The organism is Marinobacter sp. PE14, assembly GCF_053566155.1.
Genome location: NZ_JBQXNY010000001.1, coordinates 674022 through 695391, shown reverse-complemented (window position 1 = coordinate 695391; position 21370 = coordinate 674022). Strand labels below are relative to the sequence as shown.

General features: G+C 58.3%; 20 protein-coding genes. 6 read left to right on the top strand and 14 right to left on the bottom strand.

Annotated features, from left to right (window positions below):
* Positions 1 to 49 precede the first annotated feature (49 nt).
* On the bottom strand, positions 50 to 1108 hold the full coding sequence (gene bioB / locus ACWJ62_RS03355) for a biotin synthase BioB (RefSeq protein WP_449284916.1): 1059 nt from the start codon (positions 1106 to 1108) through the stop codon (positions 50 to 52).
* Between the two features lie 41 nt (positions 1109 to 1149).
* Here bioB and ACWJ62_RS03350 point away from each other — a divergent pair, with 41 nt between their 5' ends.
* Entirely contained in the window at positions 1150 to 1893 is a 744-nt protein-coding gene (locus ACWJ62_RS03350; RefSeq protein WP_449284915.1) for a ComF family protein, read from the top strand.
* On the opposite strand, the gene ACWJ62_RS03345 is transcribed toward ACWJ62_RS03350, so the two are convergent.
* Positions 1890 to 2999, bottom strand: a complete 1110-nt coding sequence (locus ACWJ62_RS03345) for an NAD(P)/FAD-dependent oxidoreductase (protein WP_449284914.1) — start codon at positions 2997 to 2999, stop codon at positions 1890 to 1892. The genes ACWJ62_RS03350 and ACWJ62_RS03345 overlap by 4 nt on opposite strands.
* A 238-nt stretch (positions 3000 to 3237) precedes the next feature.
* Here ACWJ62_RS03345 and ACWJ62_RS03340 point away from each other — a divergent pair, with 238 nt between their 5' ends.
* From ACWJ62_RS03340 to cmoB, 4 genes are read left to right on the top strand one after another with little or no spacing between them, the layout of a single operon-like run.
* Positions 3238 to 4254, top strand: a complete 1017-nt coding sequence (locus ACWJ62_RS03340; protein WP_449284913.1) for a serine/threonine protein kinase — start codon at positions 3238 to 3240, stop codon at positions 4252 to 4254.
* 34 nt (positions 4255 to 4288) lie between these two features.
* On the top strand, positions 4289 to 4657 hold the full coding sequence (locus ACWJ62_RS03335) for a kinase (protein WP_449284912.1): 369 nt from the start codon (positions 4289 to 4291) through the stop codon (positions 4655 to 4657).
* Positions 4650 to 5426 carry a carboxy-S-adenosyl-L-methionine synthase CmoA gene (gene cmoA / locus ACWJ62_RS03330; protein WP_449284911.1) on the top strand — a complete coding sequence of 259 codons (777 nt, stop codon included), beginning with the start codon at positions 4650 to 4652 and terminating at the stop codon, positions 5424 to 5426. Before ACWJ62_RS03335 ends, cmoA begins: the two co-directional genes overlap by 8 nt.
* Before the next feature lie 2 nt (positions 5427 to 5428).
* Positions 5429 to 6421 (top strand): tRNA 5-methoxyuridine(34)/uridine 5-oxyacetic acid(34) synthase CmoB, encoded by a 993-nt coding sequence (gene cmoB / locus ACWJ62_RS03325; protein WP_449284910.1) that lies wholly within the window; start codon positions 5429 to 5431, stop codon positions 6419 to 6421.
* A gap of 52 nt (positions 6422 to 6473) precedes the next feature.
* On the opposite strand, the gene ACWJ62_RS03320 is transcribed toward cmoB, so the two are convergent.
* The 11 genes from ACWJ62_RS03320 to ACWJ62_RS03270 form a co-directional block, all read right to left on the bottom strand.
* Positions 6474 to 7769, bottom strand: coding sequence for an adenylosuccinate synthase (locus ACWJ62_RS03320; protein ID WP_008170068.1), 1296 nt, complete (start codon positions 7767 to 7769; stop codon positions 6474 to 6476).
* An 83-nt stretch (positions 7770 to 7852) separates the two neighbouring features.
* The gene (locus ACWJ62_RS03315) at positions 7853 to 9034 is read right to left on the bottom strand and encodes an ATP phosphoribosyltransferase regulatory subunit (protein WP_449284909.1); all 1182 of its coding nucleotides are present in this window, start codon (positions 9032 to 9034) and stop codon (positions 7853 to 7855) included.
* Positions 9035 to 9208: 174 nt separating this feature from the next.
* On the bottom strand, positions 9209 to 10084 hold the full coding sequence (gene hflC / locus ACWJ62_RS03310) for a protease modulator HflC (RefSeq protein WP_449284908.1): 876 nt from the start codon (positions 10082 to 10084) through the stop codon (positions 9209 to 9211).
* 2 nt (positions 10085 to 10086) lie between these two features.
* Complete coding sequence (hflK, locus tag ACWJ62_RS03305; RefSeq protein ID WP_349518049.1) at positions 10087 to 11274, bottom strand: FtsH protease activity modulator HflK; 1188 nt, start codon at positions 11272 to 11274, stop codon at positions 10087 to 10089.
* Between the two features lie 83 nt (positions 11275 to 11357).
* A complete protein-coding gene (gene hflX / locus ACWJ62_RS03300; protein ID WP_449284907.1) occupies positions 11358 to 12656 on the bottom strand; it encodes a ribosome rescue GTPase HflX in 1299 nt (432 codons plus the stop codon).
* A gap of 118 nt (positions 12657 to 12774) precedes the next feature.
* A complete protein-coding gene (hfq, locus tag ACWJ62_RS03295; RefSeq protein WP_417566335.1) occupies positions 12775 to 13026 on the bottom strand; it encodes an RNA chaperone Hfq in 252 nt (83 codons plus the stop codon).
* A 33-nt stretch (positions 13027 to 13059) separates the two neighbouring features.
* Positions 13060 to 14064, bottom strand: a complete 1005-nt coding sequence (gene miaA / locus ACWJ62_RS03290) for a tRNA (adenosine(37)-N6)-dimethylallyltransferase MiaA (protein ID WP_449285344.1) — start codon at positions 14062 to 14064, stop codon at positions 13060 to 13062.
* A 28-nt stretch (positions 14065 to 14092) separates the two neighbouring features.
* Positions 14093 to 16003, bottom strand: coding sequence for a DNA mismatch repair endonuclease MutL (mutL, locus tag ACWJ62_RS03285; RefSeq protein WP_449284906.1), 1911 nt, complete (start codon positions 16001 to 16003; stop codon positions 14093 to 14095).
* 20 nt (positions 16004 to 16023) lie between these two features.
* Positions 16024 to 17382 (bottom strand): N-acetylmuramoyl-L-alanine amidase, encoded by a 1359-nt coding sequence (locus ACWJ62_RS03280; protein ID WP_449284905.1) that lies wholly within the window; start codon positions 17380 to 17382, stop codon positions 16024 to 16026.
* Positions 17383 to 17420: 38 nt separating this feature from the next.
* Entirely contained in the window at positions 17421 to 17918 is a 498-nt protein-coding gene (tsaE, locus tag ACWJ62_RS03275; RefSeq protein WP_449284904.1) for a tRNA (adenosine(37)-N6)-threonylcarbamoyltransferase complex ATPase subunit type 1 TsaE, read from the bottom strand.
* Positions 17915 to 19468, bottom strand: a complete 1554-nt coding sequence (locus ACWJ62_RS03270) for an NAD(P)H-hydrate dehydratase (RefSeq protein ID WP_449284903.1) — start codon at positions 19466 to 19468, stop codon at positions 17915 to 17917. The genes tsaE and ACWJ62_RS03270 overlap by 4 nt, the downstream gene beginning before the upstream one ends.
* 147 nt (positions 19469 to 19615) lie before the next feature.
* On the opposite strand from ACWJ62_RS03270, the gene queG reads away from it, so the two are divergent.
* Positions 19616 to 20695 (top strand): tRNA epoxyqueuosine(34) reductase QueG, encoded by a 1080-nt coding sequence (gene queG / locus ACWJ62_RS03265; RefSeq protein ID WP_449284902.1) that lies wholly within the window; start codon positions 19616 to 19618, stop codon positions 20693 to 20695.
* Here the strand turns inward: queG and orn are convergent.
* Positions 20690 to 21232 carry an oligoribonuclease gene (orn, locus tag ACWJ62_RS03260; RefSeq protein ID WP_449284901.1) on the bottom strand — a complete coding sequence of 181 codons (543 nt, stop codon included), beginning with the start codon at positions 21230 to 21232 and terminating at the stop codon, positions 20690 to 20692. The genes queG and orn overlap by 6 nt on opposite strands.
* Positions 21233 to 21370 lie beyond the last annotated feature (138 nt).

Here is a 21370-nt window from a genome sequence, read left to right as displayed (position 1 = left end):
CGTATCCCGGGGAGCCTTACCCGCTCGTTGCTTCCCCAGGATCAAATACTCAGGCAGATTCCCGCGTAGCGTCGTAGAACATGTGACGGGTCGCCTCATACTCCACGGCCTCGGCAATCGCCTCCTCTTCCTGCTCCTCCGACGCACACTGCTCCCGCTGCTCTGGGCGAATACCCAGGCGTTTGAACAACAGCATATCGGCATCGGCCTCCGGGTTGGCGGTGGTCAGGAGCTTCTCGCCGTAGAAGATCGAGTTGGCACCAGCCATGAAACACAGAGCCTGCATCTGCTCATTCATGTTTTCACGCCCAGCCGACAGGCGAACATGGGAAGCCGGCATCAAGATCCGCGCCACCGCAAGAATCCGGATAAACTCGAACGGATCCAGATCCTCAACGTCCTCCAGAGGCGTGCCTTTCACCTTCACCAGCATATTCACCGGCACACTTTCCGGATGGTGGGGCAGGTTTGCGAGCTGAACCAGCAGCCCAACCCGGTCATCCTCGTCTTCGCCCATGCCCATAATGCCACCGCAACAAACCTTCATTCCGGCCTTGCGAACATTGTCGAGGGTGTCCAGTCGATCCTGGTAGGTCCGGGTGGTAATGATATGGCTGTAATACTTTTCGGAGGTATCCAGATTGTGGTTGTAGTAATCGAGCCCGGCATCAGCCAGTTCCACAGCCTGCTCTTCCTTCAGCATGCCAAGGGTCATGCAGGTCTCCAGGCCAAGGGATTTGACCTGCTTGACCATGTCCAGAACATACGGCATGTCTTTCCTGGAGGGACTGCGCCACGCAGCGCCCATGCAGAACCGGGAAGCTCCCTTTTCTTTCGCGGCCCTGGCCTCAGCCACCACCTTTTCGATTTCCAGCAACTTCTCTTTCTCAAGGCCGGTGTTGTAATGACCGCTCTGGGGACAGTATTTGCAATCCTCCGGGCAGGCGCCGGTCTTGATCGACAGCAAGGTGCTTACCTGCACCTCATTGGGATCAAAATACTGGCGATGCACGCTCTGGGCACGGAACAGTAGATCGTTAAAAGGGAGTTCGAAAAGCTCGCGAGCTTCCTGCAATGTCCAGTCGTGGCGGAGTTCTGTAGCTGTCATGTAAAAGTCCTGTTAACCTTTCCCGGTCTCTGGGTTTACGGATGAATCAGATGATAAAGGGACTGGACTGGCTGTCAACCTTCATGGACAAAAAGGTTAACAGCGTGAGGCGCGGCGGGCTCTGTGTCGCCTGCCTTTCCTCACACGCATTCAACGGCTTATGCCAGCCTTGCCGGGGCGACCTGCCAGTGAACCGCTGGCACTGTCGCTGCTGCGCCCTGCCTCTGGCTTTTCCCTCGTCGGAGCTGCTCTGCGGTGACTGCATGAAACACCCGCCGGATTTCGATACTTCTTTTATTCCCTGGCGCTACCAGTACCCGCTCGACGGCATGATTGGCCGATACAAGTATCGGGGCCAACGCAAGTTCGGAAGACCATTGATGGCGGATTTTGCTGACTTGGTGCAGAAGGCTCGGTCCGATGGTGCTATCGCAATGCCAGAGGTACTGGTACCCGCGCCAATGGATGCGCGGCGACGTCGGCAACGCGGGTTCAATCAGGCCCAGGACATTGCAGAGACGATTGCCAGCGCCCTTAACGTCCCGGTCGCCAACGGACTTGTCAGAAAGGTTCGCCGTGTCCGGTCGCAACGCGAGTTGAACCGGGAGGCGCGACTGGCGAATCTTCGGGGGGTATTTGAGGTCATCTCGCCAGTGCCAGAGAGAATAGCCATTGTGGATGATGTGGTGACCACCGGCGCGACCGTCAGGGTTTTGTCATCAGCACTTCGGGAGGCCGGGGCCCGGGACATTCAGGTTTGGGCGTTAGCCCGGACGCCAGGTTAAGACAGCATAGCTTTTACACGTTCAGCAATTGCCAGACAGGATGTTAAACCGGGCGATTCGATACCGAACAGATTAACGAGTCCCGGCAAACCGTGCGTCTCTGGACCATCAATTCGGAAATCCGCAAAGCCGCCATCAGGGCCTTTAAGCTTCGGTCGGATGCCAGCGTAGGCAGGCTGAAGTCGGGACGGCTCGAGGCCTGGCCACCATTGGCGGATGCCTCTGGCGAAGCTTTCCTGGCGCCTGCGGTCGACGGTGTAGTCTTCCTTTTCGATCCACTCTACATCCGGACCGAAACGCGCCTGGCAGGCGAGATCGAGAGTCAGGTGGATGCCGAGGCCACCAGGTTCAGGAACCGGGTAGATCAAGGTCTTGAAAGGTGTTCGACCGCTGTAGCTGAAGTAAACGCCCCTCGCGAACCATTGCCGGGGAATGCAGTCGTCGGGCAGGCCTGCCCAGTTTGTTGCCAACGGGACGGCGCCGAGCCCGGCGGCGTTTATGACATTTTTCGCTTCCAGAATTAGCGGGGTTTCGCCTGCTACGTTAAGACGGTGCCGATGGCTATCCGATTCAGCGGCCGCTACCGGCGAGCGGAGAACGAGCTGGCCGCCGGCATCATGGAGTTCGCCGAGCAGTGAGAGCATCAGCCCGTGGCTGTCGACAATACCGGTTTCGGGGGACCAGAGCCCCGAGCTGGCGCAAATACCCGGAACGCCTCGGGCAACTCTTTCGGCATCACACAGGTCAAGTTCAACGCCGTTGTTGGCTGCCGCAGCCTGAATATCAAGGAGCTTGTCATTCTGTGCCTCGTCGACGGCGACAATCCACTTCCCGCATTTACGGTGCCCAACCTTGTGCGTCAGACAATAATCATAAAGCTGCTGTCGACCCTCAACACACAATTCCGCTTTCAGTGACCCTTGGGGGTAATAAATGCCGGCATGAACCACTTCGCTGTTTCGTGAGGAGATACCCTCACCAAACCGGTCTGAGCTTTCCAGAACGATGACCTCATGTCCGGCTCTCGCCAGAGCGCGGGCAATAGCCAGCCCAATGACACCGGCGCCGATTACAACGGTTTGTATTTCAAAGTTTTCTTGGTGCACTCTGGTTCGCCTTCACCCCACTACCGAGATATAGAGAATACCCCATTCTAATACCTTCAAGAACGTCGTCCTGTCCTTGCAACCCATTACTAGTGGAAAGATAACGGTTATACTTGGCTGAGACCGGAAATACTTGCCTTTTCCGCACTGGCATTGTCCGCTGGGAGCTGGATGAAAACTGGTACCATCTGCAAACCATGAAATCCAAATACGACACAAGGCTCTGAAACGTCCCTTTATGACCCATGACCCATCACTTGCGGCATCCACCCACCCCTACGATTCCCTGACGCCGGATGTCATTCTGGATGCGATGGAGGAGGCCGGGTTTGCGGTAAGTGGCCGGCTGTTCGCGTTGAACAGCTATGAAAACCGAGTCTATCAGGTAGGTCTGGATGAAGGCGCCCCGGTAATTACCAAGTTCTATCGGCCAGGCCGATGGAGCGAAGCGGAAATCCGTGAGGAGCATACATTCACCCTGGAACTCCTGGAAGCGGACATTCCGGTTGTAGCACCCATGAAACTGGCGACCGGAGACACTCTCGGGCGCCATGGCGAGTTCCTGTTTTCGGTATTTCCGCAGCGTGGCGGGCAAGCGCCAGACACCAGTGTCACCGATACCCTTTACCGGCAGGGGCAATGGCTGGGCCAAATCCACAACATTGGCGCCAAAAAACCTTTTGCCCATCGCTCCGGCATGGATTTGCTAGAGGGCATCGAGGCCAGCAACCGGCTCCTGTTACAGGGCGACTGGATTCCGGCGGATCTCAGGCCCGCCTGGGACAGCCTGATTCCTGATCTGCAAAGACTCTGCGCTGCTCGGGTTGATGAAGCAGGCCCGGTGGAAACCCTGCGCCTCCATGGCGACTGCCATGCCGGCAATATTCTGTGCCGGGACGAACAGATGCTGTTTGTGGATCTGGACGATTGCCGCACAGGCCCCGCCATTCAGGATATGTGGTTGCTACTGAACGGAGACGACTTCGAGCGCGGTGCCCAACTGGGAGAATTGCTGGAAGGCTATGAAATGTTCCGTGATTTCAATCGCCGTGAGCGTCATCTGATTGAGCCGCTACGCTGCTACCGGCAGATTGCGCATTGCGCCTGGCTGGCAAAGCGCTGGGATGATCCTGCATTTCCGCGCTTCTTTCCCTGGTTTGCCCAGGCACGATTCTGGTCAGACCAGATTCTCTCGCTCCGGGAGCAGTTATCAGCCTTGCAGTCACCGGCCATCACGTTGCCCGGGCAATACTGACCAAAACTTTTAATACGTTTGATTCGAGGTATGCATGAGCCAGAATGAGGCCCGTTACACCGTCCGTAGCCTGATCGTAACCGCCCTGGTTGCGGCTATTGGCACCGTTCTTGTATTGGAAATGAGCGGCAGGATCAGTCACAGCGAAAACAAGGATCACATGCCTGTTGGCGATTTCCAGGCCATCCATGTAACCGACGATGATCCGTTCCGGATGTCACCCAAAGCCTCTGAACTACACGCCGTTTGCGAAAATGGTTACCTGGCGATCGCCGCCGACGTGGATCCCTCGTTCCGGGGAATCCTGGTGGACTATAAAAATCGCGGCGTACGATGCTCCAGACCCTCCCCGACAGGACCTGCCGTCCCGCCAGCTCCAGAGGCACCCGACGCCAATGAATAAACCCCGAAAGCCGTCGGAGGCACCAGAGCAGGTGACGGACCGGCTGTTTGCCACAGAACGCCGGCCCGAGGACTTCCGATTCGACGCATCTGTGGCCAGGGTGTTCCCGGACATGATCCGGCGCTCGGTGCCGGGCTACACCACCATCATTCCGATGATCGAGGTTATCTCTGAGCAATATGCCCAGCCCGCCACCAACTGTTATGACCTGGGTTGCTCCCTGGGCGCTTCCACCCTTGCAATGCGCCACGGTATCGCCCATGCAGACTGCAACCTGATCGGGGTGGATAACTCAAGCGCCATGATCGAACGCTGCGAGCATTACATTGCCCTGGACGACAGCCCGCTCCCCGTTACCCTCAGGTGCGAGGATATTCTGGACACCGAACTGAGCGACGCCTCGGTGATCACTCTGAACTTCACCTTGCAGTTTGTCGATCCCGAGAAGCGGGCCGGCCTGCTTGAGCGAATTGCTGAAGCCACTCGTCCCGGCGGTGTCCTGATCCTGTCGGAGAAAGTTCGCTTTGAGTCCGACGACGAGCAAGCTATTCAGACCCGACTGCATCACGAGTTCAAGCGAGCCAATGGCTATTCGGATCTTGAAATCAGCCAGAAACGCACAGCCATAGAACAGGTGCTGATTCCCGAAACGCTGGCTGCGCACAAGGCGCGCCTGTTGTCGGCAGGCTTCGATAACGTGGTGGTGTGGTATCAGTGCTTCAACTTTGTTTCCATGCTCGCCATAAAAGCAAACCAAACCGCCGAATGACCATGGCAGACTTTGACTGGAAAGCCCGGTTCGGGCCAATCATCAATGAACTTGCGGAGGACGGCCTGGATCACTGGTCGGCGCAACTCCAACATCAACTGGCCCACCGCTTTGAGGACCGCCCCCATGGCGATCTCGATCGCTGGCAAGCTGCCCTTGACCAGTTACCCAACCTGGAACCGGTAGAGGGTCAACTGGACCAATCCGCCGTAACCCTGACGTCCATGCAACCCCTGACCGTGGCACAACAGGAACAACTGGAACTCGGATTACGCGGCCTGATGCCCTGGCGCAAAGGCCCCTTCGACTTCTTCGGTACCTACATCGATACCGAATGGCGCTCTGACTGGAAGTGGGACCGCGTGTCGCCCCACCTTTCAGATCTTTCCGGTCGCCGCATACTGGATGTGGGTTGTGGCTCCGGGTATCACTGCTGGCGCATGTTGGGAGAGGGCGCGGGCCGGGTGATCGGCATCGACCCGGGACTGCTGTTCCTGTTCCAGTTCTTTAGCGTCAAGGACTACCTCGGGGATGTCCCGATAGACCTGCTGCCCGTTCGGATGGAAGACCTTCCCGCCGACCTTGAAACCTTCGACACCACCTTTTCCATGGGGGTTCTTTATCATCGGCGCTCACCGCTCGATCATCTGCTTGAACTGAAGGGAACGCTTCGCAGGGGCGGGGAACTGGTGCTGGAAACACTTGTGGTTGAAGGCCCTGAGGGCTTCAGCCTGATGCCCGAGGATCGCTATGGGCAAATGCGGAACGTCTGGTTCCTGCCCTCCTGTGACACACTGCTGCGCTGGCTGGACCGCACCGGCTTCCGGAATGCCCGGGTGGTCGATGTCACCGCTACGACCACAGAAGAACAGCGAAGCACCGACTGGATGCGTTTCAACTCCCTCCAGGACTTTCTGGATCCGGACGACTCCTCAAAAACCGTGGAGGGATACCCGGGGCCATTGAGGGCTACCATAATTGCCGAGAAGCCCTGAAAACAAAAAAACCGCCGTGCCGTTCGGCAGGGCGGTTTTTTTACGTTGGCGATTACTCGCCGAACGGGTGACGCAGTGTAATCGTCTCGATACGATCCGGACCAGTGGAGATCACATCGATCGGCGCTTCAATCTGCTCTTCCAGGAAACGGATGTAGGCCTTGGCGTTCTCCGGCAACTGATCGACGCTGGTCAGGCCAACGGTGCTTTCACTCCAGCCGGGCAGTTCCTCATAAACCGGCTCGATGTCCTTGTAGCTGTCGCAGCCGATGGGCGGCCGGAAAATCTCGCCGTTCGGCGTCTTGTAGCCGACACACACCTTCACGGTCTCGAGTCCGTCCAGAACGTCGAGCTTGGTCAGACAGATACCGGACACACTGTTGATCTGAATAGCATGGCGCAGAGCCACCGCATCGAACCAGCCACAACGACGGGCACGCCCGGTTGTGGTGCCGACTTCGTTGCCCTTCACTGCAAGGTGATTGCCCATATCGTCGAACAGTTCGGTCGGGAATGGTCCGGAACCAACACGGGTGGTATACGCCTTGGTGATCCCCAGCACATAGTCGAGGAACAGCGGGCCGAAGCCGGAACCGGTGGCCGTGCCGCCAGCGGTTGTGTTGGAGGAAGTCACATACGGATAGGTGCCCAGATCGATATCCAGCAGCGAGCCCTGGGCACCCTCGAACAGGATGTTCTCTCCACGCTTTCGGAAATCATGCAGCATGTCGGTCACGTCTGCCGCCATGGGTAAAATTTCCTCGCCCATCTGCTTCAGTTCTTCCAGTGCGGCATCAATGTCCTCAGCCTCTTCCTTGAAATACTCGGTCAGGATGAAGTTGTGGTACGACATGATCTCCCGGAGCTTCATTTCAAAGTCGGCGGGATTGCACAGATCGCCCAGGCGCAGGCCGCGGCGGGAAACCTTGTCTTCATAGGCCGGGCCAATACCGCGACCGGTTGTGCCGATCTTGTCGACACCACGAGCCCTTTCCCGCGCCTGATCAATTCGAACATGAGTACGCAGAATGATCGGACACGCCAGGCTGATGCGGAGGCGATCGCGAACCGCGACGTCATTGGCTTCCAGCTCGCGCACTTCTTTCAGCAGAGCCTCGGGCGACAGGACAACACCGTTGCCGATAAGGCAATAGACGTGTTGCCGCAGGATACCGGAAGGAATCAGGTGAAGCGCTGTTTTCTTGCCGTCAATTACCAGGGTATGACCGGCATTGTGCCCGCCCTGGAAGCGAACAACCGCTGCAACCTTGTCGGTCAGCAGGTCAACAATCTTACCCTTGCCTTCATCACCCCACTGGGTGCCCAGCACAACAACATTTTTACCCATGATTCTCTCTCAATGCGGCTGCCCCGCAGGACAGGCGTTTCGCAAGTTTACCTGTAAATGAATTCACCGAGGCCCCGGGGGCATCAGCCCAGCTTCTGCACGACCCATTGGCCACTCTGCTTGACCAGCTCACGGTCACAGCCTCTGGTAGCAGGATTAACGCCCTCGTCTTCGGGAAGGGCACGAACAACGATTTCCGTCATTCTCAGACCGGAGATCACGCCTTCCAGGGCAGGGTCGTCATCGGCCGGCGCCCAAACAGCGCCGGCACTGCGAGTCACACGCTCGCCAAGAGAGACGAGCGAGCGAATATCAAGACTGAACCCGGTTGCCGGGCGAGCCCGGCCAAAGTCACTTCCGATGGCATCGTAACGGCCACCCTTGGCCACGGAATCGCCATGGCCCGGTACATAGGCTGCAAACACCAGGCCCGTGTGGTAGTTGTAGCCACGAAGCTCACAGAAATCGAACCCGAAGCTGATATCCGGGTAATCCCGTCCCAGCATGTCAGACACACGCCCAAGCTGGTCGAGTGCCGCGTCCAGGCTGTCAGACGCACCCTGCAGGATCCGGCGGGCCTCGTTCAAGGCTTCCGGGCCACCACTGACCCGGGCAAGCTCACGCAAACGAGCGCCCGCAGAGCCTGAAGGGCATTGACCGAGCAGCTGATCAAGCTCCGGCACCGATTTACGGGCCATGGCGTCAAAAATCGCGCTTTCTGTATCCCGATCAAAATCCGCCTCGCCGATCAGACTCTCATAGATGGCTACATGGGCCAGATCCAGATGGATACGTGGCAAGCCGGCCACCCGAAGGGTTTCCAGCATCAGGCTGATCACTTCCATATCCGCCGCTTCGGAGCCACTGCCAAACAGTTCGCAGCCGGCCTGAATCGGTGTTCGACCTGTCAGCATGTGCCTTGGGCGGGTGTGGAGTACGTGCCCGGCATAGCAAAGACGGGTGATCCCTTCCTGGCCCAGGGTATGGGCATCAATGCGCGCCGCCTGAGGCGTCATATCGGCGCGAACACCCATCATCCGCCCGGTCAACTGATCGGTGAGCTTGAAAGTCTGAAGCTCCAGATCGTTTCCGGTTCCGGTAAACAAGGATTCGAGATATTCAATGAGCGGTGGGATTACCAGCTGGTAGCCCCAGCGCTGGCAGGTATCCATTACATCCCGACGCAGGGATTCGATCCGTCCGGCCAGTGGGGGAAGAATATCCTCTACCCCGTCTGGCAGTAACCAGCGATCAGATACTGTCATGAGATTCCGTTGTCCGTTATATCCGCTTCGGCACAGTCGGCCGGGGGATCACACAGGATTTAAGGCGGCACTCGGTAAAAGCCCGACACAAAACCGGCAGAATTTTACACGGTTGCCGGGCACAAAAAAACCGGAATACAGAGGTATTCCGGTTTTTGGTCTCAACGTGCAGGGTTAACGGGCACCCTGCGGATCGTTCAGGAACCTCATGAACGCACTGTTGGAATCGATCACCATGATGTCATCCTTGCTCATGAAAGTATTGCGGTAAGCCTGCAGACTCCGGTAGAAGCTGTAGAAATCCGCGTCGGAGCCATAGGCATCGGCGTAGATTCTGGCCGCTTGACCGTCACCTTCACCCCGGGTCTCTTCTGACTGGGAGAAAGCTTCCGCAAGAATAACTGTTCTCTGACGATCCGCATCGGCACGAATACCTTCGGCCAACTCGCGACCCCGTGAACGGAACTCCTGAGCCAGTTTCTCCCGCTCGGTCGCCATCCGACGGTAGACGTTTTCGCTCACCTGACCCGGGAATTCGATGGCCTTGACCCGGATGTCCAGAACCTCGATACCGAATTCATTCTGGGCGGTCTGATTTACGCGATCCCGCAGGGTGTGCATCAGCTCATCCCGCTGGCCGGAGACGACTTCGACCATGGTCCGGATACCGAACTCGTCCCGAAGCCCGTTATCAACACGGGAGGACAACAGGGACTGAGCGCGGAACTCGTCACCGCCGGTTGCCCGGTAGAACTGGTCCACATCGCGGATCTTCCAGGCGATGTACGAATCCACATCCAGCGGCTTCTTCTCCACGGTCAGATACTGCCTTGAGGGCAGATCCATGGTGAGAACCCGGATGTCGAATTCACGAACCTGGTCGATGACCGGAACCTTGAAATGAATACCGGCCTGGATATCGGTCTCTACCAGCTCACCGAACCGGAGCAGAACACCCCGATGAGTTTCCGGAATGATGTACACACTGGACAGTACCAGCAGGACGACGATCAGGGCGCCTGCAAGGCCCACTACACCTTTAGGTCCCATAATTATCTGCTCCTCCGAACGGTAGTATCCTGCCTGCTTCGCAGTTCCTGAAGAACCTGATCAGTCAGGGTCTGGATGTCCACGTTGCCCTGGTTGTTGCCGGAGGATGATCCACCGGTACGGGGCAGCGAGCCCTGAGTCAATCGATCAAGCGGCAGGTACATCATGTTGCCACTGCTCTCTGTATCCACGAGGATCTTGCTGCTGTTGGCCAGGACCTGCTCGACCGTTTGCAAATACAAGCGCTCGCGCGTAACTGTCGGGGACATCTGATAGACGGCCAACAGCTCGAGGAAACGCGAGGTCTCACCACGTGCCCGCTCGATCACCTCTTCCTTGTAGGCGTTGGCTTCTTCGATCATGCGCTGGGCCTCACCACGAGCCTCCGGAACGATCCGGTTGCGGTAGGTTTCAGCTTCTTCCTTCACCCGCTGCTCGTCCTCACGGGCCCTCTGAACTTCACGGAAGGCATCCTGGACCGCTGGTGGTGGCTGGGTGCTTTCAACGTTAACCCGCACCAACTCCAGGCCGGTGCCGTATTCCCGCAGGAACATCTGAAGCCTTTGCTCGACCCGCACGGCCAGTTCTGCTCGACCTTCGGTCAGCACGTCGTCGAGTGTCGAGCTACCGACCTCATGACGGATCGCACTATCGGTTGCGAAAGCGAGTGCCTGGTTGGAGTCACGCACATTCAGCACATAGGCTTCGGCGTCGCCAACGCGGTACTGAACCTGCAGGTCAACCGTTACCAGGTTTTCGTCCTGGGTCAGCATCTGGCCACTGGACTCAGCGGTACGCACGTTAGTCACACGAACCTTGGTGACACTATCAATCAGCGGCACCTTGAATCTCAGGCCGGGATTCTCGGTCTGGTGGTATTCACCGAAACGGAGAACCACCGCCCGCTCCTGTTCGTCCACGGTATAGAAGGACTGGAAGATGACATAGCCGACCACCAGTATGGCTGCCAGTGCGAGAATCGCTCCGAAACCACCGGCACTACCGCCGCTACTGCCACCGCTGCCGCCGGACTTTCCACCCTTGCCGCCCAGCATTTTGTTGAGCTTGTCGAGACCTTTTTTCAGCGCCTCATCGAGGTCTGGCGGCCCCTGATCATTGCCGCGTCGACCACCACCGGTACCCCAGGGGTCATTGTCGTTACGGTTTCCACCCGGTTCGTTCCAGGCCATAGTGCTCTCCGTTACTGACTTATAAATAGAATGGCTGCAAATACTAGGGATTTATCTCCGCCCCGGCAATAGCCGCTGCGGTTTCAGGCGTGACCAACGTCCAGCCTGACTGACTTTTCATTCACACCGGCGCGGCTCAGCAGCTGATGCCAATCCCGGTTCTGTAATCGCACCTCAACCACCGTGTCGCCGGTATCGCGATATTCCTCGCTGATCACCGATCCTGCCTCATGCAACAGTGCACGTAGCTTGCCATCCGCAGGACCCAGCAGGACGAAGTGGTGAACGACATCTTCGGCCACCCGCTCCACAATCGCATCGAACAATCCGTCGAGGCCTTCCCCAGTAACCGCGGAAACCCAAGCCCTCACCGGGATACCCTCTTCATTGCGCTCAACCCGAGGCGTGAAATTTTCAAGCAGATCAATCTTGTTGAACACCTGCAGCATGGGAATGTCGTCTGCCCCGATCTCCGCAAGCACTTCCTCAACCTGCTCAATGTTCTCCTCGCGGCGCGGGTCATGACTGTCGATGATGTGAAGCAGCAGCGTTGCCTGCGTTGTTTCCTCAAGCGTCGCCCGGAACGCTTCAACCAGCTTGTGTGGCAGATGCCGGATGAAGCCCACGGTGTCCGCCATTACGACCGGCCCGACATCCGGAAGTTCCAGCCGCCGCAACGTCGGATCCAGTGTGGCAAACAGCTGGTCTGCAGCATATACGGAAGAAGTGGTAATACGGTTGAATAAAGTGGATTTACCAGCGTTGGTATATCCAACCAGCGATACCGTGGGAATGTCAGCCCGCTGACGGGCCCTGCGACCCTGGTTCCGCTGGCGACGAACTTTTTCCAGACGCTTGTGGATAGACTTGATCCGCTCCCGCAGGAGCCGGCGGTCAGTTTCCAGCTGGGTTTCACCGGGCCCGCGAAGCCCGATACCGCCTTTCTGTCGCTCAAGGTGGGTCCATCCCCGAACCAGGCGCGTGGACATATGCTCGAGCTGCGCCAACTCCACCTGAAGCTTACCTTCGTGAGTCCGCGCCCGCTGAGCGAAAATATCAAGAATGACACCGGTGCGGTCCAGCACACGGCACTTGAGCTCATGCTCAATGTTGCGCTCCTGACGTGGGCTCAGGGCATGGTTGAACAACACAACATCTGCTTCGTTCGCCGCTACTGCATCACGAATTTCTTCCAGCTTGCCCTCGCCAACGAAAAACCTGGGGCTGGGCTGCTTGCGGGACCCGGTAACGGTGGAGACAGACTCAACACCGGCAGAGGTGACCAGCTCCCGGAACTCACCGGGGTCTTCGGTGCCATCGTGGGCAGTAAAATCGATGTGGACGAGGACCGCGCGCTCACCGACATCAGGACGTTCAAACAATTGGCATCAACTCCGGGGTAAACAAATGATGAGGGTCATAAAAACAAACACCCGCGGCCACAAGACCCCTTGGAGGGATCCTCTGGAACGCGGGTGGCAAGATCGGGAAACGGACGGATCAGTCTTCAGACTCGTCCTCTCCTCCCGGAGCCTGCTGCGGAATGCGAACATTACGGGCAGGAACCACGGTGGAAATAGCGTGCTTGTAGACCATCTGGCTGACAGTATTTTTCAGCAAAATCACGAACTGGTCGAAAGACTCGATCTGGCCCTGAAGTTTGATACCGTTGACCAGAAAGATGGAAACCGGAATGCGTTCCTTGCGCAATGCATTAAGGTAAGGGTCTTGTAACGAATGCCCTTTTGACATGTGTTTTCTCCTGTTTTTAGTAAATGCAGATCGTCATTTGTCAAAGTTAAATGTGGTGCGAAGTCGGATTTTTTTCAAGGCTGCCTCAGCGATATGTTCATCGTCGCTGTCCAGCCAGTCCACATCGGACCACTTGCGCAACCAGGTCAACTGCCGCTTCGCCAGTTGGCGTGTTGCTGCCACTCCCTTGCTGACAAATGTCTCGTAGTCGTCTTTCCCGGACAAATAGCTCCAGGCCTGGCGATATCCGACACAACGCATGGAAGGGAGATCAGGGTGCAGGTCGTCCCGGATCATCAGTGCCCGAACTTCATCAACGAAGCCCGCCTCCAGCATTTTCAGAAACCGCAGGCGAATCCGCTCATGAAGCACCCGCCGCTCAGGCGGCGTCATGGCAAGTTGAATCACAGTATACGGAAGCAAAGATGTTTCGTCTGCCTGCCAGCGAGTGAAATAGGTGTAATCCTCAATGTCACCGTCCTGCCCCACTGCCGTCGCTTGCTCACCCGCCCCCGCCTCGGCTCGCCAGAACCCCGAAATCGGCTTACCGGTAAGGCGCAATACCTCCAGGGCCCGCATCAGACGCTGCCGGTTGTTCGGATGGATCCGCTCGGCCGCCACCGGGTCACTGCCCCGCAACTCTTCATGTAAAGCGTCCCAACCCCGCTCCTCAGCCTCCTGCTCCAGCGCCCGTCGCACGGCCGGACTGGCTGATGGCAAACCGGACATTCCATGAAGCAGCGCTTTGAAATACATCATGGTGCCGCCGACGAGCAGCGGGATCCTGCCTGCAGCCGTTATTTCGGCCATCGCCGCCAGCGCGTCCCGACGGAAATCCGCAGCGGAGTAGGTTTCCGCCGGATCGCAGATATCAATCAGCCTGTGGGGCGCCCGCGCGAGCTCTGCGGCAGTCGGTTTGGCAGTCCCGATATCCATGCCCCGATAGATCATCGCGGAGTCCACGCTGATGATTTCGCAAGGCAGGTGGTCGCAGAGCGCCATGGCCAGGTCGGTCTTACCGGAAGCCGTGGGACCCATCAGAAAGATGACAGGAGGCAGTGACACCTCAGCGCCCCCGGAGAAACAGCTTGTCCAGCTCAGACATGGTCACCAGAGTCCAGGTCGGCCGGCCGTGATTGCACTGACCACTCCGTTCGGTCGCCTCCATGTCCCTGAGCAGCGAATTCATCTCCGGAATGGTCAACTGCCGGTTGGCACGCACCGAACCATGGCATGCCATGGTTCCGAGCAGCTCATGCGTCACCGCCTCGACGCGGTCACTCTGGCCGTGCTCAATCAGATCCGCCAGAACGTCACGCACCAGCTGTTCTGTGTCAGCACCACGCAGAAGCGCGGGCACCTGCCGCACGGCAAGGGTTTCCGGACCAATTCGCTCGATCTGGAGACCGAGTTTCTGCAGTTCCTCACCGTGACTCTCGGTCAGGGCTGCTTCTTTCTGGCTGACCGCCAGCGACAGAGGCACCAGCAATGGCTGGCTTTTCAGGTCCTGCTCGGCAAGCGCCCGCTTCATTCGCTCATAGGCAATGCGTTCGTGGGCCGCGTGCATGTCCACCACAATGAGCCCCGCCCTCCCCTGAGCAAGAATATAGATCCCATGCAGCTGGGCGATGGCATAGCCGAGCGGCGGCTCCTGGTCACTGTCCGCAGGCGGTGTTGGCATTGGCGTGGAGACGCCATCGCTGGCGGGCATGACTTGTTGTCCGTCACTTCCGCCACCGGCATTCAGGGACTGATAAAAGGCCATCTGATCGCTGGCGCGCCACTCCTGTTGCGGCTGTGACTGTCCGCCAAAGCCGGCGCCTGAGCCGCCGGGGTAACCATAATTGGACACCGATGGCTGGCCGTTCCAGCCCGCCTCTGCAGGGGCACCGGTTGCCGGCACTGCTTCCTGACCCTGGGTCGCGGCTTCACGACCAAAAGACTGCGCCACGGCGCCGCGGAAATGATCGTCCGGTCGGACATCGGCCAGCGCCTTGTGCAGGGTTCTGAAAATGAAATCGTGAACCAGCCGGCCATCCCGAAACCGGACCTCGTGCTTGGTCGGGTGGACGTTTACATCGACAGTGGCAGGATCGACTTCCAGATACAACACAAACGCCGGATGCCGGTTGTTGTAGAGTACGTCCCGATAAGCCTGGCGCACGGCATGAGCCACCAGCCGGTCACGGATAACGCGACCATTGACGAAGAAATACTGGAGATCGGCCTGGCTGCGCGAAAACGTGGGAAGAGCGACCCAACCCCAGAGCCGCAACCCGGTGGCCTCTGCATCAATGACTACGGCGTTGTCGATAAACTGCTGGCCGCACAGGGAACCAATACGACGCTCGCGGTCGAGGGCCGATTCCGCTGGCCTGAGGCTTTGCACGACCCGCTGATTATGGCGCAACGTGAAGCCGGCATCGAAACGGCTCAGCGCCTGACGCCGAACACATTCTTCGACGTGATTGAATTCTGTCTTTTCAGTACGGAGGAATTTGCGGCGAGCCGGAGTGTTAAAAAACAGGTCGCGCACTTCAACAGTCGTTCCGACAGGGTGCGCTGCAGGCGAAATTCTCGCGTCCATTTCCCGGCCCTCGACCTCGACACGCGAGGCCGCTTCCTGCGACTCGGTCCTTGAGGTCAAGGTAAGCCGGGAGACAGAGCTGATACTGGCAAGCGCTTCTCCGCGAAAGCCCAGGGACGCCACGGCTTCCAGATCGTCCAGACTGGCAATCTTGCTGGTCGCATGACGGCTCAGCGCCAGGGGAAGATCGTCTTCCTCAATACCACTGCCGTCATCCCGAACTCGAATCAGTTTGACGCCGCCCTGCTCTACCTCAACATCGACGCGATTGGCGCCGGCATCCAGGGCATTTTCAACCAGTTCCTTGACGACAGACGCGGGGCGCTCCACCACCTCACCCGCGGCAATCTGGTTCGCGAGCCGCGGTGACAGCAATCGAATGGGGGGCATGTTACGGAAAAACCTCTTGATCAGGACGCGGGAATACGAATGGTTTGCCCTACCATAACACGGTCGTCCCGAAGGTCGTTAAACTGCATGAGCTCACTGACGGTCGTCTGGTTTTTCCGGGCGACGCCAGAAAGCGTGTCTCCCCGCTGTATCCGGTAGTGGCTGATGCTGTTTCCACCCTGGCGGCCATGTTTCTGCCAAGCCAGCAGGGTTCCAGGCGGTGGCGTTTTCTGGAAGTAGTCATCAATGCCTTTCATGATGGCGCCGGCCAGCTTGTTGCGGTACCACTCAGTGGCCAGGTTTTTCTCTTCCTGGGGATTCGATATGAAGCCCGCTTCCACGAGGATGGAGGGAATATCCGGTGATTTCAGAACCGCAAAAGCGGCCTGCTCGACGCCAGGCTTGTGCAACTTCGCCACGCCGCCCAATTTGCCCAGGACCGAACTGCCAACCCCCAGACTGGCGTTGATACTGGCCGTCATGGAGAGGTCCAGCAGAACACCGGCAAGCATGTCGTCACGGCCATCGAGGGACAGCCCGCCGGCACCGCCGATCAGATCCGACCGGTTCTCGCTGTTGGCCAGCCAACGGGCGGTTTCACTGGTGGCACCACGTTGGGAGAGGGCGAAGACCGAGGCACCCTTGGGCTGTGGTGTACGGAAGGCGTCAGCATGGACCGAGACGAACAGGTCGGCGTTGTATTTCCTGGCCAGAATCGTGCGATTGCGAAGGCCAATGTAGTAGTCCCCGGTTCTGGTCAGCTTGGCGGTATAACCCGGCCGATCATTGATGAGGTTGGCCAGGGTTTTCGCCATTTTCAGAACCACATCCTTTTCACGGGTTCCCCGCGGACCCGTAGCACCCGGATCTTCTCCGCCGTGCCCGGCATCAATGACCACAATAACGTCCCGCTTCCCGGATGAATCCTGGGTCATGGTGGGGGTGGTCGCCTTTTCCAGCCGACTGCCGCTTTCATCAATCAGGTCGACCACCAGTCTGTGGCCATACTGCTGATTCGGCTCGAGCTGAAAACTCCGCGGCTTGATGCCAGCCTTCAGGTCCAGGACGACGCGCAAATCGTTGCCGTTCCTGGGCGCACTGCGGATTCGCTTGATCGGACTGCCGGAAAGGTCCAAACCGGAAAAATCGGTCTTCAGGTTGGCATTCTTGAGATCAATCACCAGCCGCGCCGGGCTGCTCAGGGAGAAGATGTTGTGCTCCACCTGCCCGCCGGTGTCCAGAACCAGCCGGGTATGATCGGGCGCGGGCCAGATACGGGCACTCTCGACCTGCGTCGCTGCCGAACCGTGAAACGCCAATGTCGCGAGCAATAGCGCAATCGGCCACACCAGTTGTTTACTCAGCTTTTCACAATTCATAAAGCTTACCTGCCAGTTTATTCCCGGTTCCGGGCTCGCTATTGCGCCGGACCAATCAATTCCAGTTCGTTCAGCACCCTGGCGCCCAGCTCTGAGCGGGCCCTGAGGACCACAGAGCGCCCTTCTCCCCGAGTTTCGAGATGAACCTCCAGGTCCGGCTCGGGCAATATGCCCTTGCCTCGCTCGGGCCACTCGATCAGGCACAGGTTTTCTGCGGAAAAATAATCGCGGATGCCCATGTATTCCAGTTCTTCGGCGTCGCCCAGGCGATAAAGATCAAAATGGTATGTCGGTGGATTCAGAGTCTCGTAGGGCTCTACCAGGGTATAGGTCGGGCTCTTTACTGCCCCCTCATGACCCAACCCGCGCATGACGCCCCGACTGATGGTGGTTTTCCCCATGCCGAGCTCGCCATCCAGATAAACAACCAGGCCATGGCCAGACTCCACGACGGTCCTGGCCAGCTCCCGACCGAGATGCTCGGTTTCGGCCTCGTTCTCCAGAAAAACCCGACGCTCGTTACCCATTATGCTCATGACAATTCCGCCCCCGGACTCCTTTCAGATTCCCGAAACACCAACGGCAGCGCATCGATTACATCGGTCGGTATCAGTCCAATAAACCCTGTGGTTCTCGCAGCACGGTCAGCCGCAGCAAGGTGCACGGATGCACCCAGCACTGCCGCTTTCTGTCCGTCACCAATCTGAGCCAGAACAGCCGCGACAATACCTGAGAGCACATCACCCATTCCGCCAGTCGCCATTCCGGGGTTGCTGCCACTGATGACATCCAGGCCGCCGTCCTCAGACGCGACAACGGTGCCGGCGCCTTTCAAAAGCACCGTGCCGCCATACAGCGCCTGCAGCTTTCTGGCGGCGGCCATCCTGTCTGCCTCAACCTCAGGCACCAGGCAATTCAGCAACCTGGCCGCCTCGCCCGGATGAGGAGTCAGGATGTGATTATCCGCTGGCATAGCTACCCGACCAGACAACAGGTTCAACGCATCCGCGTCCAGCACCCTCGGCTTGCCGCTGGCGATCACCTGCTCGAGCATCTGCTGGCCCCAGGCACTTCGCCCGATCCCCGGGCCACAGACGACAACCGAGGCAGCATCAAGCAACGTCGGCAACTCCGAGCCATGGATAAGGCCATGAACCATGACGGATGGACACCTTGCCAGGGCCGCTGTCACATGCTCAGGGCGGGTCGCCAACGACACGAGCCCGGCACCCGATCGCGCCGCAGCCTCTGCCGCCAGAAGACCGGCGCCGCCGAACCCGCGATCACCCGCAACCACCAGCACATGCCCGAATATTCCCTTGTGGGCATTGGCGGGCCTGGGCGGTAGCCAGGGCATCACAGAACCCCAGTCACGACGGCGGGCGATGGGCTTCTGGCCACTACCGGCGATACCCTCGTCGGCATCCAGAGATTCGAAAACCACCTCGCCGGATACTGCTGCACCTTGCCCCGTGAACAGGCCAGCCTTGAGCCCGATAAAGGTCACTGTCCTGGCCGCATTGACCACATCTCCCTCGGCCGCTCCAGTGGTCGCATTCAGCCCGGAGGGCAGATCCACCGCAAGGACTGGCGCTGAAGCGCTGTTACACCGGCTTATCAGAGTCGCAAACGGTTCCCGAGGGGCACCGGACACGCCAGTACCGAGCATCGCATCTACAATCAGCCCGACACCCGCAAACAGATCATCCCGTGATGATTCGCTGAGAGCCTCCAGTTCGAAGACTTCAACACCGTCCGCCAGGGCTTTCTGCCAGGCTTTGCGGGCATCACCAGAGAGCTTGCCCGTTGGCGCAACCGCGACACAGCTGACATCCAGACCGTGCCTCTTCGCACTTGCTGCGACCAGATAACCGTCACCACCGTTGTTACCCGCACCGCACAGGACCAGCACCGAGCCGCAGTTCGGCCAGCTCCGGACCAGACAGCGAAAAGCGGCGTGGGCAGCAGACTGCATAAGCTCAAAACCATCAACGCCTTGTTGATCAATCACATAGCGATCAATCTGCCTCACCGCATCGGCGGAAAACAGTGCGTCTGGTAAACTGTGCCCAGCGGACGGCGGCATGAACCTTTGCTCCCGTTACAGAAACCGGTTTAAGAAAATTGGCCAGATACCTGTAAAGCATAGCAAAACAGTAGAAAAGGTCATAACTTAATCAGATTAAATATCCGTACACGGGTTCAGCAGCGAACTCCAGCATCGGCAGTCACTATGAGCACCACATCAACCTGGACCACGACACACCCGGAACTTGCTGATCTGCCGTCGCTTATCCGGCATTGGGCAGCTGAACTCGGTTTTGCCGCTGTGGGCATTACCACAGCGGACACCGGCGAGCACGCCGACCATCTGCAGGACTGGCTTGCGGCAGGTTACCAGGGCGAGATGGATTACATGGCCCATCACGGGGACAAGCGCTATACGCCCACCTCTCTGGTGCCGGGCACCACGCGGGTCATTTCCGTGAGAATGGACTATTTGCCCTCACCGGACAGCCCGAAAGAAGCGCTTACTAACCGGGAAGGTGCCTATGTCACGCGTTATGCGCTTGGTCGGGATTACCACAAACTGATCCGAAAGCGACTTGCGCAACTGGCAGCGAGGATTGATGAGGCCGTTAGCGGACACGATTACCGGGCTTTTGTAGACAGCGCTCCGGTGCTGGAACGCGCACTGGCGCAGAGAGCGGGTCTCGGGTGGATCGGCAAGAACAATATGCTGATTCACCCGAAGGCCGGCTCGTTCTTTTTCCTCGGGGAAATCTTCACCAGCGCCCCCCTGCCCATCGATGAACCCTTTGAAACCGATCATTGCGGCAGCTGTTCCGCCTGCCTCGACCTTTGCCCAACGGACGCCTTTGTTGGCCCGCACAAGCTTGATGCCCGACGTTGCATCAGCTATCTCACCATCGAGCTGAAAGGGAGTATTCCCGAAGAACTGCGACCACTGATGGGCAACCGGGTTTTCGGTTGCGATGACTGCCAGTTGGTGTGTCCATGGCAGAAGTTCAGCAAACCGACGAGCGAAAGGGATTTTCAACCCAGGCACGGGCTGGACAACAGTTCTCTGGCAGAGCTTTTTCTCTGGACCGAGGAGCAGTTCCTCAAACGCACCGAGGGCTCTGCGATTCGGCGAACAGGCTACCAGGGCTGGCTGCGCAACCTGGCAGTCGGGCTGGGCAACGCGCCCTCAACCATCCCGGTAATTGAAGCCCTGAAAAAGCGGGCAGACCACCCTTCCGAGATGGTCCGCGAGCATGTCCAGTGGGCGCTGAAGCGGCACGGCCTATAACTTGAAGAACTGCTCCCGGTAATGGCGCAGTTCGTTGATGGAGTCCCGGATGTCGTCGAGGGCAAGGTGGCTACCTTTCTTTTTTACCCCGGCGAGGACATCCGGGCGCCAGCGCCGGGCAAGTTCTTTCACCGTGGATACATCGAGATTCCGGTAATGGAAGAAGTCTTCCAGTTCGGGCATGTATTTGACCAGGAACCGGCGATCCTGGCCAATGCTGTTGCCGCACAGGGGTGACTGGCCCTTTTCTACGTGTTTTTTCAGGAATTCGATGGCCTGCTGTTCGGCTTCAGACTCGGAGATATTGCTTTCCTGAACGCGTTTGGTGAGTCCGCTTTCACCGTGGGTACGGGTGCACCATTCGTCCATGGAGTCCAGGAAGGATTGTGGCTGATGGACGGCAATAACCGGTCCTTCCGCGACAATATTGAGTTCTGAATCGGTGATAATTGTGGCCATTTCGATGATCCGTTCTTTTTCCGGATCGAGGCCTGTCATTTCCAGATCGATCCATACGAGGCGATTGCTTTCTGCCATTTTGTTCCCAGCCTTCTGAGTGCGGTGATAGTGGGGCTGGGTCCGGCTTTCCGGAAACCGCTACGAGCACATCCCTGTGCGCTTGGCGTCGGCCATCCATGGCCGCCGACATTTCCGGAAAGCCGGACCCAGCCCCAC